At 30.5% G+C, this 15,159-nt stretch carries 13 protein-coding genes; 12 read left to right on the top strand and 1 reads right to left on the bottom strand.

Annotation, left to right across the window (positions count from 1 at the left end; all coding sequences use genetic code 11):
• The first annotated feature begins 127 nt into the window (after positions 1-127).
• The 3 genes from ACQ3F0_RS04835 to yabG all read left to right on the top strand — a co-directional run bounded on the left by ACQ3F0_RS04835 (position 128) and on the right by yabG (position 2,951).
• A complete protein-coding gene (locus tag ACQ3F0_RS04835; RefSeq protein ID WP_428863982.1) occupies positions 128-1,132 on the top strand; it encodes a CotS family spore coat protein in 1,005 nt (334 codons plus the stop codon).
• Positions 1,133-1,280: 148 nt separating this feature from the next.
• A complete protein-coding gene (locus ACQ3F0_RS04830; RefSeq protein ID WP_428863981.1) occupies positions 1,281-2,186 on the top strand; it encodes a DUF975 family protein in 906 nt (301 codons plus the stop codon).
• 54 nt (positions 2,187-2,240) lie between these two features.
• Positions 2,241-2,951: a sporulation peptidase YabG gene (yabG, locus tag ACQ3F0_RS04825; protein WP_428863980.1), complete on the top strand. Its 711-nt coding sequence runs from the start codon at positions 2,241-2,243 to the stop codon at positions 2,949-2,951.
• An 85-nt stretch (positions 2,952-3,036) separates the two neighbouring features.
• On the opposite strand, the gene ACQ3F0_RS04820 is transcribed toward yabG, so the two are convergent.
• Positions 3,037-4,638, bottom strand: a complete 1,602-nt coding sequence (locus tag ACQ3F0_RS04820) for a recombinase family protein (protein ID WP_428863979.1) — start codon at positions 4,636-4,638, stop codon at positions 3,037-3,039.
• 153 nt (positions 4,639-4,791) lie between these two features.
• Here ACQ3F0_RS04820 and ACQ3F0_RS04815 point away from each other — a divergent pair, with 153 nt between their 5' ends.
• The 9 genes from ACQ3F0_RS04815 to ACQ3F0_RS04775 all read left to right on the top strand — a co-directional run bounded on the left by ACQ3F0_RS04815 (position 4,792) and on the right by ACQ3F0_RS04775 (position 15,158).
• Positions 4,792-4,950 carry a hypothetical protein gene (locus ACQ3F0_RS04815; RefSeq protein ID WP_428863978.1) on the top strand — a complete coding sequence of 53 codons (159 nt, stop codon included), beginning with the start codon at positions 4,792-4,794 and terminating at the stop codon, positions 4,948-4,950.
• 265 nt (positions 4,951-5,215) lie between these two features.
• On the top strand, positions 5,216-6,064 hold the full coding sequence (locus ACQ3F0_RS04810; RefSeq protein WP_428863976.1) for a 3-hydroxybutyryl-CoA dehydrogenase: 849 nt from the start codon (positions 5,216-5,218) through the stop codon (positions 6,062-6,064).
• A 145-nt stretch (positions 6,065-6,209) separates the two neighbouring features.
• Entirely contained in the window at positions 6,210-7,151 is a 942-nt protein-coding gene (locus ACQ3F0_RS04805) for a 3-hydroxyacyl-CoA dehydrogenase family protein (protein ID WP_428863974.1), read from the top strand.
• 465 nt (positions 7,152-7,616) lie between these two features.
• Complete coding sequence (locus ACQ3F0_RS04800; protein WP_428863972.1) at positions 7,617-9,326, top strand: sigma 54-interacting transcriptional regulator; 1,710 nt, start codon at positions 7,617-7,619, stop codon at positions 9,324-9,326.
• 264 nt (positions 9,327-9,590) lie between these two features.
• The gene (locus ACQ3F0_RS04795; protein ID WP_428863971.1) at positions 9,591-10,769 is read left to right on the top strand and encodes an acetyl-CoA C-acetyltransferase; all 1,179 of its coding nucleotides are present in this window, start codon (positions 9,591-9,593) and stop codon (positions 10,767-10,769) included.
• Positions 10,770-10,783: 14 nt separating this feature from the next.
• The gene (locus tag ACQ3F0_RS04790) at positions 10,784-12,337 is read left to right on the top strand and encodes an acyl CoA:acetate/3-ketoacid CoA transferase (RefSeq protein ID WP_428863970.1); all 1,554 of its coding nucleotides are present in this window, start codon (positions 10,784-10,786) and stop codon (positions 12,335-12,337) included.
• Positions 12,338-12,407: 70 nt separating this feature from the next.
• On the top strand, positions 12,408-13,187 hold the full coding sequence (locus ACQ3F0_RS04785; protein WP_428863969.1) for an enoyl-CoA hydratase-related protein: 780 nt from the start codon (positions 12,408-12,410) through the stop codon (positions 13,185-13,187).
• Positions 13,188-13,216: 29 nt separating this feature from the next.
• A complete protein-coding gene (locus ACQ3F0_RS04780) occupies positions 13,217-14,356 on the top strand; it encodes an acyl-CoA dehydrogenase (RefSeq protein ID WP_428863968.1) in 1,140 nt (379 codons plus the stop codon).
• 13 nt (positions 14,357-14,369) lie between these two features.
• A complete protein-coding gene (locus ACQ3F0_RS04775; protein WP_428863967.1) occupies positions 14,370-15,158 on the top strand; it encodes an electron transfer flavoprotein subunit beta in 789 nt (262 codons plus the stop codon).
• Position 15,159 lies beyond the last annotated feature (1 nt).

The raw sequence follows: 15,159 nt of genomic DNA, 5'->3' as shown, positions 1-15,159 counted from the left end.
CGAATAATAAACTTTAATACAGTATATTACGTGAGTAAATAAAATGTGCTAAATCAGTTGATCGGATATATTTAGTTATTCTAAAAATCAAATTAGATACATATAGTTTTATAGGGAGGTGATAAAGATGATGAGAGAATTTGAAATAGAAAGACAATTTGATATCCATATCGAGAGTATTAAACCTAAAAAAGGAGTATATCTTTTAAAAACAAATAAAGGAAAGAAATGTTTAAAACGAATTAATTATGGAGTTCAAAAACTTTATTTTGTCTACGCAGCAAAAGAACATCTAATAAATAATGGTTTTAGAAATATTGATAGATATGAAGTGAATACTGAAGAGGAACCTTTTGCAGTTGTAAACGAGGATATTTACACGTTATCTGAATGGATAGAAGGGAGAGAGTGTGATTTTCATAATGATGAGGACTTAGTTATTGCTACTGAAAACTTAGCACTTATGCATATTGCCTCTAAAGGATATGATCCTCCTGAAAATAGTAAATTGAAAACAGATTTAGGTAGATGGCCACATCTTATGCAAAAGAGAGTTAGATCTTTAGATAAAATGAAAAATATGTGTAGGAAGAGGCATAGAAAAACGGACTTTGATTTTGAATACATGAAAAATATGGAATTTTACAAAGGGTATGGTATTAGAGCAATGAAGGTATTGGATAGTTCAAATTATATTGAACTATGTGATTTTACTGAAAAAGAAAAGAGTTTCTGTCATCATGATTACACTTATCATAATATAATAATAGGCGATGATAGTGATGTAAATGTAATTGATTTTGATTATTGTAAAAGAGAGTTAAGGATTTATGATATCTCTAATTATTTGATCAAAGTATTAAAAAGAAGAGATTGGGATATAAAATATTGTAATTTAATTATTGATACTTACAATAAAATTACTCCACTTAAACAGGAAGAGTATAGAGTTCTGTTTGCATTTTTATTATTCCCTCAAAGATTTTGGAGGTTGTCTAACCGATATTATTATAACGAAATTAATTGGGGAACAAAGACTTTATATAAGAAACTTAAGGCATTAGACGATGAAAAAGAAAAATATAGTAATTTCATTGAGGAATTTAAAAAAACTTATGAACAAAACGAATAGAAAAAAACCATGTAAGAAGAAAATTTCTTGCATGGTTTTATTGTGTAATAAACATTAAGGTTTAATAAAATCAATGTTGTTATATTTATTTAACTAATGTAGAATTATAATTAATTATCCCAAAATGTTGGAAGGGGGAAGGGTATAAGTGTTGGAAAATATGCAATTCGATAAATCAAAAATAATGAAAATCAAAGAGATTAAAAGACAGGCTTTGGATTCTCTTAGTGGTCGATGGGGAACTGCTATTTTAGTATGTTTTATATATTTTATACTTTTAAGCTCTATATCAATTACTATTGGAGGATTTACAAGTATCAATATTTTAAGAGATTTTACACTATTGAGTTCCTATAATGATATCAATCAATATGCAAATCAAACTAGTACATCACAATTAATTTTAAATCTCAATCAACTTATTAATTTGGTTATAGCTGGACCGTTGATATATGGTTTATCAGGATTTTTCTTGAACATAATTAGAAAGAATAATATTAGAATAGAAAATTTATTTAGTGGATTTAAAAGGTTTGGTAAATCATTTTTATTAAATTTAGTAATAAGTATTTTTACTGTATTATGGTGGCTTGCAATAATGTTACCTGTTATTATAATTTCCGTTATAATTATTACTATTATAATTATGACTACTGGTTTTAATGAGGGTATGAACTCAGTTGGAAATTTTGAATCATCTTTTGGAATATTTATTAGCTTTGGAATTATAATATTTTTAGTATCAATAATAGCTTTTATTATTTGTACTATTATAATTTTTAGATACAAATTAGCTTACTATATTTATGTTGATAACAATGATTACGATATAATGGATTGTATTAAACAAAGTAAAATAATGATGAAAGGTTTCAAAATAAAACTTTTTTTGTTATATTTAAGTTTTATAGGATGGTGGATATTATCGTGTATATCTTTAGGAATAGGTTTTTTATGGTTAACACCATATATACAAACATCCACTGCAATATTTTATGAAAATTTAAAAGATGCTTACTTTGGTGAAGAAGAAAAACTTAAAACTAATCAGTAACCTATCCCTACTATAAATCATAGTATATATTATGACTTTTTAGGAGAGGATTTATTGGATATTGGAGATATAGTTGTAAGACGATCTTATGGAAAAGATATAACCTTTAAAATTATAGATACAAAGGAAGATGGAAAAAAAACAATTTATATTTTAAAGGGAATAAATCTCAGGATAATAGCTGATTCCCCTGAAACTGATTTAGAACTTGCTACTAAAGAATGTATGAAAAATAATGATGAAGTGTTCGATAGCAAAATTAATAAAAACATAAAGAAAATATTGATGAATAGAAGTACAAGTGCATCTGCTCCAAAGCAAATGAGGAGTGCTAAAAGTATAAAGAATATAAAAACAGAAAATAATATGTTGTTTGGAAGACCAGGTAAAATACTTCATATAGATGGAGATGCTGAATACTTAGAAGTTTGTTTGAAAACTTATAGCCAGTTAAATATTGAAGCTGTTGGTAAAGTTATTTCTGAGAAAAAGCAACCAGAACAAGTATTAGAACTTGTAAAAGAATTTAGGCCTGATATTGTTGTTCTTACAGGGCATGATTCTATCGTAAAAAACGCAACAGATTATATGAATATTGATAATTACACTAACTCTAAGTTCTTTGTACAAGCTGTCTCTATTTTAAGAAGCTATGAAACAGGATATGATAATTTAGTTATTTTTGCTGGAGCATGTCAATCTTGTTATGAAGCTATATTAGATGCTGGTGCTAATATTTTGAAATTGCGATATTTTAATAAATGAAATTTCATAACATAAATTATAATGTGGTTAAACCACAAAAAGTAAGTTCAACTAAATTACTTTTTGTGGAATAACCATAATGTAATTAGCAAATAGGGAAAATAGTAACTTCTCCAGTTGTTCCGTTCCAAGTTATTTTGCTTATTAATGCTTCTATTAATTCTTTTTGCTCTGTAATTGTGAAAAAGTCAATTATGGAACAAAGGTTTGTTAGTGTTTCAGTAAATGATAAGCTAGGTTCATTATTATTTATTTGTAGGATTTCTTTTTTTAATTGAATAATTTCATCTTTTCTACTCTTAATTTTACTTGTAATCAATTGAGATAAATCATTTTCAATAGCTAGCGTATCTAATAAGTTTTGGATTTCTTTTTCTTTATTTTCAATATTTTTTTTTAATACTTCTACTTTGCTAAGATGAATATTTTTTCTTCTAAGTTTTATATTATCTGTTATTAAATTATTTAATAATTTCTTTTTATCAAAGGCGTTTTCTTGTAAAAAGATTTTAATCTTAGCGTCTAATTCATCTACTTTCACATTTTTATTATTACAAAGAAATCCTTTTGAAGATTTTCTTAAAGGACACACATAATAGTAATTTTTTCCCCCTGTCTTTTTGCTTATATGACCATGTGCTATTTGCATTGGACTTTTACATTCAGCACATTTAAGAATACCTGTTAGAAGTGCATTATGAGTTTTGCCTTGATTAGGGAATGCTTTCTTATTCTTTGCTAGTATATGCTGGACGTCTAGCCAGTCATCTGAATTAATAACACCTTTTTGGATACTTACTGCGGCAATCCATTTTGATATATCACGAGAAACTCTTACTATGTTACCAGAGTTATTTGTGATTGATTTTTGTTTATTGTAGGTTAATATTCCGCTGATACCGTCGGGAACACCACATGTAGTAATGCCTTTATTTTGAAGAAAATTCAATACATTGTTAGTTGATTTAACATAAACAGGATTTGAGAGGATTATTTTTAGATTTGTTTTTGAAAACTTAGAACCTCTTTTAGTCTTAACATTATTTTGGAGCATAAAAGTTTCTACTTTGGTAAGTGATTTTAGTTCTAGGTATTTTTCATATATTAGTTTTACGGTTTCTAATTCTTTTGGAACTTGTTTCAGCTTTGACATTTTTCTAATATTCATATTTTCATCATAAAATGTTATTGGTTTTGAGGTATAACCGAGAGGGGGAGTGCCCCCCAGCCACCTTCCTGTTTTCGATAGTTCTAACATGTTATCTTTAATTCTTTCTGCTATAGTTTCTCTTTCTAGTTGAGCAAATACTGATGCAATGTAAATCATTGCACGTCCCATAGGACAGCTTGTATCAAATTGTTCTTTTATACTTATAAAATCGATGTTATATTTTTGGAGCACTTCTAATGTGGATGAAAAATTTGCAACATTCCTACTTATTCTATCTAATCTATAGCATATAAGTATATTGAATTTTTTGGACTTCGCATCTTCTAGTAGTTTTTGAAATTGAGGTCTATTCATATTTCCGCCAGAAAAACCCTCATCTTCGTAAATAAAAAGTTCTGCTATATTCTTATCATTCAATCTGTTATTAATATAATTTTTGCATAATTGAATTTGATTATCTATAGATTCGCCTTTGCATGTAAATTTACTTTTCCTACTATAAATTGCTACATTCATTTTATTACCTCATTTGCAGTTTTGTTTTTGTTTATACATATAAAAATACAAATAATATGATTTTGATCTTAATATATTTATAATAGCTAAATGTAAAAATATAACATAAAATTTTAAGGAAAAAGCATAATTAATTTGTTGGGGGAAGGAAAGATGGATTTAAAAATTAAAGTTAATATGCCTGAGGACAAAGAAAGATTTAAAACATTAGCTAGTAAAACATTATCAAAAATTCTTGTTAAAAAACTAAAGCCTATAGAAGTTGAAAAATTTATCGAGGTGCTAAAGGAAGATATCTTTAAAGAAGATTGATTGTAAAAAAAATATACATGTTAAAGAATTAAACATTAATTTAGTATAGAAATGATATGGATAAAATATAACTCATTATAAATATATATAAGTTTGATAATTAATTAATTAACAAAAATGGTTTTAAGTTAAAATTGCACAAAACTAATGTTTTGGCATGATAGTTGCTTGAAATAGTTGTGTGTTGTTTGTGTTAAGAATTTATTAAAGACAATGTATAAATATATAAAATAATTTAATGTATTAAGTTTAAGGAGGATTTAAAATGAAAATATTTGTTTTAGGTGCAGGAACTATGGGTTCTGGAATTGCACAAGTAATGGCTCAAGCGGGGTTTGAAGTAATTTTAAGAGATATCAAACAAGATTTTGTTGATAAAGGATTATCAATGATTAACAAAAATTTGAGTAGAAGTGTTACAAAGGGTAGAATGACTGAAGAAGAAAAAGAAATGGTACTAACAAGATTGACTGGAACAACTGATATTCAAATGGCTGCTGATGTTGATGTAGTTGTTGAAGCAGCTGTAGAGAATATGGAAATAAAGAAAAAAATATTTGCTGAGTTAGATGAAGTATGTAATAAAGAAGTTATACTTGCTACTAATACATCTTCACTTTCAATAACAGAGGTTGCAAGTGCAACAATGAGACCGGATAAAGTTATTGGAATGCACTTTTTCAATCCAGTGCCTGCTATGAAATTAGTAGAAGTTATCAAAGGAATAGCGACTTCAGAAGAAACTAAAGAAGCGATATTTAGTATGGTAGAAAAATTAGGAAAAACTGCAGTTCAAGTAGAAGAAGCTCCAGGATTTGTAGTTAACAGAATACTTATTCCAATGATGAATGAAGCTATAGGTATATTGGCAGATGGTGTTGCAACAGCAGAAGATATTGATACAGCTATGAAATTAGGAGCTGGTCACGGTATGGGACCTTTAGCTACAGCTGATTTAGTTGGTAATGATGTAAATTTAGCAATTATGGAAACTTTATATAGAGAATTTGGTGATCCTAAATATAGACCTCATCCATTATTAAGAAAAATGGTTAGAGGAGGTCTTTTAGGCAGAAAAACTGGAAAAGGATTCTTTGATTATACAAAAAAGTAGATTTTAAAAAATAATTCTAAAGTATAATATTATAGAGCTGGCGACTATCTTGCGGTGGACTCAAAATACATAAGAATAATATAAATGAACTAAAAGATTAATAGGAGGTGAAATCTGATTTTATTTTATTAAAATCAGAGTGAATATGGAATTTAAAAAAATAATGGTACTTGGTGCTGGAACTATGGGACACGGAATAGCTCAACTTTCAGCAGAAGCTGGATTATACGTAAAAATGTATGATATATCTAGAGAAAACTTGGAAAAAGGATTAGCAAGTATTAAGAATAACTTAGCTTCAGTAGTAGCACAAGGTAAAAAGACTGAGAAAGAAGCTGAAGAAGTAATTTCAAGAATTAGTTTAGCAGATTCATTAGAAGATGGCGTTCAAGATATTCAATTAGTAATCGAATGTATTGCTGAAAATGTTGGAATTAAACAAAAGGTTTATAAGCAGTTAGATGAAATATGTGATCCAAGTATCATACTTGCTTCTAATACATCTGGAATTAGTCCTACTGCTATAGCTGAATTTGTTCAGCATCCTGAAAGAGTTGTTGTAGCTCATTTCTTCTACCCAGCAGAACTTCTTCCATTAGTAGAAGTTGTACCTGGTGAGAAAACTTCTGATCAAGTCGTGGATAATACTGTTGATTGGGTTAAAGCTATTAAAAAAGAGCCTGTTAGAATGAAAAAAGAATGTCTTGGTTTTATTGCTAACAGAATGCAATACGCTCTTTTAAGAGAAGCAGTTTATATTGTAGAACAAGGATGGGCTGAAATGGAGGAAGTTGATAAAGCTGTTGAATTTAGTTTTGGACGTAGACTGCCATATACTGGACCATTAAAGACTGCTGATGTTGGTGGCTTAGATATATTCTATAATATTTCTTCATACCTTTTCAAAGATCTTTGTACAGATCCAGTACCATCTCCTATTATGAGAGATATTGTAGAAGCTGGACATTATGGAACTAAAAATGGAGAAGGATTCTATAAGTGGGACGAGAAATCAACAAAAGAAATAGAAGCTAAAAGAAGAGAATTATTAGTTCATTTGATGGATGAAGATAAAAAAAATAAATAAAAAATTGCTTTGTAAAATAAAGAAAGAACGACTTTTAGCCGTTCTTTCTTTATTTTATTGGGAAAAATTAATTTTTGATTGAAATAAAATAAGAAGGGAATTTGTTGTAAGTTTTAAGTTGTAAGCTAAGGTTGATTTTCTTTCAGAAAATCTTTAACTAAGCCTTTGTTAGCCTCACTAACGGGACTAAGGATCTTTTGATAATGCAAAAGGAAGTCATTTAATCTTTTAACTCTTCACTCTTAACTACAAAATGCGAAGCGCTTTTCTTCGCAATTTATAAAAGTAGTGTACATAAAGTTTACAAATATCTGAATTTGTATTAGAATTACTCTATACAGTATAAATTATTTAAATTTTCACAATCTTTTAGTATATGTTTGAATTTGCTATGTCGTATAGCTTTTGAAATCTGATTTATTAAAAAAGTACAAAAGATGATTTGCAAAATAATGGAGGGTAAAAATGAGTTGTTTTGAAAATAATATCAAAGTTGTTATGGATGCTATTGAAGAAGCTGTTATAGAATTTGATGATAAATCTACTATTATTAATTTTAACAATAGAGCTAAAGAATTATTTGATATCTCTTTAAATGAAAAAGTAACAGATGATATTAAAAAATTAATTCACAGTTGTAAAATTTCAAAAGTTATAGCTTTAGGTGATGCAAGAAAAACAGATATAAAATATCATGAGATGAGATTAAGTACAAATATTGTACCAGTCATTAATAATAATAAAGTAACAGGTGTATATGCAATTTTTTTTGATAAAACTAAATATGATAATATGGCAGAAAAAATAGAACGTGAAAAAATATATATAGAAGTTTTAAATGCAATGATGAATGCAGTTAATGAATGGTTTGTTGTTGTAGATGCAAAAGCTAGGATAACAATGATGAGCAAGGCGTATAAAGAATTTCTGAATGTAAGTGAAGTAGAAGGAAAGCACGTAGCAGAAGTAATTGAAAATACAAAAATGCATAAAGTTTTGGAGACTGGAGAAGTTGAAGTAGGTGAAATTCATAGAGTTAAAGGAAATAAAATGGTTTCTATGAGAATTCCTATTAAAAAAAATGGAGAAATTGTTGGTGCTGTTGGAAAGGTAATGTTTAAAGATATCAGTAATTTTCATATTTTAAGTAAAAAGCTTGCAAACTTGGAGAGAGAAATAGAATTCTATAAGAATCAATTAGTAAATGAGAGAAGGGCAGAATATTCAGTAGATGATATAAAAGGAAGTTCGATGAAGCTCGAGAGAGTGAAAAATATGGTGAGTAAAGTTGCAAAAACAAATTCTAATATACTTATTTTTGGTGAAAGTGGGACGGGTAAAGAACTTTTTGCCCACTCTATTCATAATGCTAGTATTAGAGCTTCAGGACCCTTTATTAAGGTGAATTGTGCTGCTATTCCAGCTCAATTATTAGAATCAGAATTGTTTGGTTACGAAGAAGGTGCTTTCACTGGAGCAAAAAAAGGCGGAAAGAAAGGTAAATTTGAACTTGCAAATAAGGGGACTATTTTATTAGACGAAATAGGTGATATGCCCATGGAAATGCAAGTCAAGTTATTAAGAGTGATTCAGGAAAAAGAGATTGAACGAGTGGGTGGTAATACACCTAAAAATATTGATGTAAGGATAGTTTCATCAACTAATAAGAATTTGGAAGAAAGTATACAATTAGGTGAGTTCAGAGAAGATTTATATTATAGACTTAATGTCATGAATATAACAATTCCTCCATTAAGAGAACGGAGAGAGGATATTATCGATTTAACTGATTATTTGATAAAGAAGGTTTCAGATAAAATGGGAATATATGTGGAGGGTATTACCAACGAAGCATTAGAAAAATTGCAAAACTATAATTGGCCAGGAAACATAAGAGAATTGGAAAATGTGATTGAAAGAGCACTCAATTTATTAGATACAGAATTATCGATAACAACAAGACAATTACCTGAAAGAATTACAAAGGAAAAGAAAAAGTATTATAAAAAAGGAAATACAAATTTGAAAAGCATAATTGAATCAGTGGAAACAGAGTTAATTCAAGAGGTTTTAAACGAAAATGATGGGAATAAAAATAAAACAGCACTTCAATTAGGTATTAGTAGAGTTGGGTTGTATAAAAAAATTGAAAAATATAATTTGGAGTGTAAATAAAATATACATGTATAAAATATTTACTAATAAAAGACCTTTATAATGTCAAAATGTTATTTATTGATTAGCTTGCTGTGATATAAGATCATAGTAAGTTAATTTTTTTTAGTTAAAATCAATGGTTATTAAACTCATTAATTCTTTTAAATTTATATGATATAAAGATGGCATGATATTTGCTTAAGTATTAAAACAAGAGAAGAAAAGCAAATTCTAAAATCTTGTAGTTGGATGTTAGGATTAAAATAATAGGAGGTACTAATAATGAAAGAGGTTGTTATTGTAAGTGCAGTGAGAACAGCAATGGGTAGTTTTGGGGGGAGTTTAAAAAACACTTCAGCTGTTGAATTAGGAACTTTAGTTGTTAAGGAAGCAGTGAAGAGAGCGGATATAAATCCAGCAATAGTTGATGAGGTGGTTATGGGTCATGTTTTACAAGCAGGAACAGGTCAAAATACTGCTAGACAATGTGTTGTAAACGCTGGATTACCAATAGAAGTACCAGGCTTTACAATTAATAAAGTTTGTGGTTCAGGTTTAAGAGCAGTAAGTTTAGCTTTCCAAATGATTAGATCTGGAGAAATGGATGTAGTAGTTGCTGGTGGTATGGAAAATATGTCTCAAGCTCCATATTGTTTAAATAAAGCTAGATGGGGTCAAAGAATGGGCGACGGTCAATTATATGATAGCATGATTCATGAAGGATTATGGGATACATTCAATGATTACCACATGGGAGTTACTGCTGAAAACATTGCAGAACAATGGAATTTAACAAGAGAAATGCAAGATGAGTTTTCTCTTCAATCTCAATTAAAAGCAGAGGCAGCAATTAAAGGCGGAAGATTTAAAGATGAAATCGTTCCAGTTGTAATTCCACAAAGAAAAGGTGAGCCAAAAATATTTGATACAGATGAATTTCCAAAGTTTGGTTCAACTGCTGAAGGTTTAGCAAAATTAAGACCAGCTTTCAAAAAAGGTGGAACAGTAACAGCTGGTAATGCATCAGGAATAAATGATGGAGCTGCAGCATTTGTAGTTATGAGTGCAGAAAAAGCAGAAGCTTTAGGACTTAAGCCATTAGTTAAAATAGCTTCATTTGGTTCGAAAGGATTAGATCCATCAATTATGGGGTATGGACCAGTTGCTTCAACTAAAACAGCATTAGAAAGAGCGGGAATGACTGTTGAAGATTTAGATTTAATCGAAGCTAACGAAGCATTTGCTGCTCAAAGTTTAGCTGTAGCAAGAGATTTAGAGTTTGATATGGAGAAGGTTAATGTAAATGGTGGAGCAATTGCATTAGGACATCCAATTGGAGCATCAGGTGGTAGAATATTAGTTACATTAATACATGAAATGATTAAAAGAGATTCAAAAACTGGTCTTGCAACATTATGTATCGGTGGCGGTCAAGGTACTGCTATTGTTGTTACAAGATAGAAGGAGGATAACAAATGAGTTCAAAACTTAGAACAGTTGAAGAGGCTATATCTTTAATTAAAGATAAGGATACAGTAATTACTGGAGGATTTGTTGGTTGTGGTCATCCGGAAGAAATAACTTTAGGGATTGAAAAAAGTTATCTAGAAAAAGGTAAACCACAAGGATTGAACTTAGTATATGCGGCAGGTCAAGGTGACCATGATTATAGAGGGGTAAACCACTTTGGTGTTGAAGGCTTAGTTAGAAAAGTAGTAGGAGGACACTGGGCAGCTGCACCAAAGCTTCAGAAACTAGCTATGGACAATAAAATAGAAGCTTATAATCTTCCACAAGGAGTTCTTTCTCACTTGTTTAGAGATATAGCTGCAGGAAAGCCTGCTACAATAACTCATGTTGGCCTTAAAACCTTTGTAGATCCAAGACAATGTGGCGGAAAATTAAATGATATTACTAAAGAAGATTTAGTTGAATTGATAGAAATAAAGGGAAAAGAGTATCTTATGTACCCCACTTTCCCTATTGACGTAGCAATAATTAGAGGAACTTATGCTGATGAAGATGGCAATGTTACAATGAATAAAGAAGCTGTTACATTAGATGGACTTTCTATGGCTCAAGCAGCTAAAAATTCTGGTGGTATTGTAATAGTACAAGTTGAGAAAGTAGTTGCAAATGGAAGTTTGAGAATGAAAGATGTTAAAATACCTGGAGTTTTAGTGGATGCAGTAGTTGAATCAAATCCAGAAAATCATATGCAAACTTTTTGTGAACAGTATAATCCGTCATATACAGGCGAAACTAAAGTTCCATTAGGATCTATAGAAAAATTGCCTTTGAATGAAAGGAAGATTATTGCTAGAAGAGCTGCAATGGAGCTTACACCAAAGGCAGTAACTAACTTAGGAATTGGTATGCCGGAGGGAGTATCGATGGTAGCCAATGAAGAAGGTGTAGGAGATCAAATGATCCTTACTACAGAGGCTGGTCCAATTGGAGGGGTTCCTGCAGGTGGTTTAAGTTTTGGTGCATCTATTAATGCAGATTGTGTAGTAGATCAAAGTGCACAATTTGATTTCTATGATGGAGGCGGATTAGATATTACTTTCTTAGGACTTGCGCAATGCGATGCTAATGGAAATGTAAATGTAAGTAAATTTGGACCTAAAATACCTGGGTGTGGAGGTTTTATAAACATTAGTCAAAATACTAAGAAGGTTGTTTATTGCGGAACATTTACTGCAGGTGGTCTTAAAATTGATGTTGAAGATAAGAAACTTGTAATTAAGAATGAAGGTAGAGCAAAGAAATTTGTAAAGGATGTTGAGCAGATAACTTTCAGTGGTGAATATGCTATAGAAACTGGTCAAGATGTAACTTATGTTACAGAAAGAGCTGTGTTTAAATTAACAAATGATGGAATGGTATTAAAAGAAATTGCTCCAGGTGTAGATCTTGAAAAAGATGTATTAGCATACATGAACTTTAAACCAATAATTCCAGAAGATTTAAAGTTAATGGATGAAAGAATTTTTGACGAAGAACCAATGGGATTAGAAATAAAATAAAAAACACAATTAAAGTCGAATTGGCATAAAAATTGCTAAAATAATTTGTGATTGAATGGGGGTATAATCTGTGGAATTTAAAAATTTAATATTAGAAAAGCAAGGGAATATTTGTTTCCTAACAATCAATAGACCAAAATCTCTTAATTGTCTTAATACGGAGACTTATATAGAGATTGGTAAAGCTATTGAGGTAATAGAAAATGATGATGATATTTTTGTTACGATTTTAAAAGGAGAAGGTAAAGCTTTTGTTGCTGGGGCTGATATTACTGAAATGAAAGATAAAGACCCAATACAAGCTAGAAAATTCTCTAGACTAAGCCATGATGTAGAAAGAAAAATGGAAACTATGGAAAAGCCTTTGATTGCCGCTGTACATGGATATGTACTAGGTGGAGGTTGTGAGCTTGCATTAAGTTGTGATTTTATCATTTCAGCTGCAAAAACAAAATTTGGACAACCAGAAGTATCTCTAGGAATTACTCCAGGAGCAGGTGGAACTCAAAGACTTGCAAGAGTCGTAGGAAGAAATAGAGCTAAAGAAATATGTTTAGCAGGAGATTTATTTGGTTCAGATGAAGCATACAGAATAGGTCTTGTAAATAAAGTTGTTGAAGATGATAAGCTTATTGAAGAGGCAGTGAAAATTGCAGAGAAAATAGCATCTAGATCTCAGACTGCAGTAAGATACACTAAGAATGCAATAAACAGAGGAATTGAAACTGATATTGATACAGGTATTGCAATTGAAATTGACTTATTTGGACTTTGTTTTGCAACAAATGATCAAAAAGAAGGAATGACTGCTTTTGTAGAAAAAAGAAAACCAGATTTTAAAAATAAATAAAAAATTCAAAAATAAGGAGTGAAGAACTAATGAACTTTAATCTTACTAAAGAGCAAGAAATGGTAAGACAATTAATGAGGGAATTTGCAACAAATGAAGTTGAACCAATAGCTGCAGAGGTTGATGCAGAAGAAAGATTCCCAAGAGAAACAGTTGAAAAATTAGCTAAATTTGATATGATGGGTATACCTTATCCAAAAGAATATGGTGGAGCAGGTGGAGACCAAGTATCTTATGTTATAGCAATTGAAGAACTTTCAAAAGCTTGTGCAACTACTGGGTGTATACATGCTACACATACTTCACTTGGTACATTCCCAATATTTAATTATGGTACAGAAGAGCAAAAGGCAAAATATCTTCCAAAACTATGTTCTGGTGAATACTTAGGTGCTTTCTGTCTTACTGAACCAAATGCAGGGACTGATGCTGCAATGCAACAAACAACAGCAGTATTAGAAGGGGATCATTATGTTTTAAATGGTTCAAAAATGTTTATAACTAATGGTGGAGAAGCTGATACTTATATAGTTATGGCTATGACTGATACTTCAAAAGGAACAAGAGGTATTTCTGCATTCATCGTTGAAAAAACATTCCCAGGTTTCAGAGCTGGTAAACACGAAGAAAAACTTGGTATTAGAGGATCTGCTACTACTGAGATTATATTTGAAAACTGCATCGTTCCTAAAGAAAACATATTAGGAAAAGAAGGTCAAGGATTCAAAATAGCAATGAAAACTCTTGATGGTGGTAGAATTGGTATTGCAGCTCAAGCTCTTGGTATTGCTCAAGGTGCATTAGATAAAGCTGTTCAATACATCAAAGAAAGAAAACAATTTGGTAGACCAATAGCAAAGTTCCAAGGATTACAATGGATAGTTGCAGATATGGAATTAAAAATTCAAGCTGCTAGACACTTAGTTTATCATGCGGCATTTAATAAAGAAAATGATTTACCTTACAATAAAGAAGCTGCTATGGCGAAATTATATGCTTCAGAAGTTGCTATGGAAGTAACAACTAAAGCAGTACAATTACATGGTGGATATGGATACACTAGAGAATATCCTGTTGAAAGAATGATGAGAGATGCTAAGATAACTGAAATCTACGAAGGAACTTCTCAAGTTCAAAGAATGGTTATAGCAGGTCATGTACTAAAGTAATGGAGGGATGAAAATGAAAGTAGTAGTTTGTATTAAACAAGTACCAGATACTAATGAAGTAAAAATCGATCCAAAAACTGGAACTTTGATAAGAGAAGGAGTTCCAAGTATTATCAATCATGATGATAAAAATGCTCTTGAAGGAGCTTTACAATTAAAAGACCAACAAAAAGACGTTGAGGTTGTTGTAGTAACTATGGGACCCCCGCAAGCAAAAGTTGCTTTAATTGAAGCTTTGGCAATGGGTGCTGATAGAGGAATATTAGTTTCAGATAGAGCATTTGCTGGTGCTGACACTCTTGCTACATCAAGAGCATTAGCAGCTACAATCAAAAAGATTGGCGATGTTGATATAATCTTCTGTGGACGTCAAGCAATCGATGGAGATACTGCTCAAGTTGGACCACAAATAGCTGAACATTTAAATTATGTTCAAGTTACTTATGTTCAAGACTACGGAATTGATGGTGATACACTTACAGTAACAAAAGCTTTAGAAGATGGTTATTCAGTAGTAGAAGTTAAGACACCATGTGTATTAACAGCTATTAAAGAATTAAACCAACCTAGATACATGAGTGTTAAAGGTATATTCGAAGCATATAACGAAAAAACAATTGATGTTTGGAATGCTGCTCAAATCGAAGTTGATTTAGATAAAGTTGGATTAAAAGGTTCTCCTACTAGTGTTTTCAAAACATTCACACCAGCTCCAAAAGGAAAAGGAATTATGCTTGAAGGTTGCGATAGAAACACAGTATTAGATCTTATTAATAGACTAAAAGATAAAAAAGCACTATAAG

This window comes from Clostridium sediminicola, assembly GCF_050402865.1.
GTDB classification, from domain to species: domain Bacteria; phylum Bacillota; class Clostridia; order Clostridiales; family Clostridiaceae; genus Clostridium_AF; species Clostridium_AF sediminicola.
This window is presented reverse-complemented; position numbering and strand designations above follow the sequence as displayed.

Excerpts from the sequence above, each read along its gene's own strand:
- ACQ3F0_RS04835 (WP_428863982.1), top strand. The coding sequence starts at position 128 with ATGATGAGAGAATTTGAAATAGAAAGACAATTTGATATCCATATCGAG.
- ACQ3F0_RS04820 (WP_428863979.1), bottom strand. The coding sequence starts at position 4,638 with ATGAATGTAGCAATTTATAGTAGGAAAAGTAAATTTACATGCAAAGGC.
- ACQ3F0_RS04815 (WP_428863978.1), top strand. The coding sequence starts at position 4,792 with ATGGATTTAAAAATTAAAGTTAATATGCCTGAGGACAAAGAAAGATTT.
- ACQ3F0_RS04810 (WP_428863976.1), top strand. The coding sequence starts at position 5,216 with ATGAAAATATTTGTTTTAGGTGCAGGAACTATGGGTTCTGGAATTGCA.
- ACQ3F0_RS04805 (WP_428863974.1), top strand. The coding sequence starts at position 6,210 with ATGGAATTTAAAAAAATAATGGTACTTGGTGCTGGAACTATGGGACAC.
- ACQ3F0_RS04800 (WP_428863972.1), top strand. The coding sequence starts at position 7,617 with ATGAGTTGTTTTGAAAATAATATCAAAGTTGTTATGGATGCTATTGAA.
- ACQ3F0_RS04795 (WP_428863971.1), top strand. The coding sequence starts at position 9,591 with ATGAAAGAGGTTGTTATTGTAAGTGCAGTGAGAACAGCAATGGGTAGT.
- ACQ3F0_RS04790 (WP_428863970.1), top strand. The coding sequence starts at position 10,784 with ATGAGTTCAAAACTTAGAACAGTTGAAGAGGCTATATCTTTAATTAAA.
- ACQ3F0_RS04780 (WP_428863968.1), top strand. The coding sequence starts at position 13,217 with ATGAACTTTAATCTTACTAAAGAGCAAGAAATGGTAAGACAATTAATG.
- ACQ3F0_RS04775 (WP_428863967.1), top strand. The coding sequence starts at position 14,370 with ATGAAAGTAGTAGTTTGTATTAAACAAGTACCAGATACTAATGAAGTA.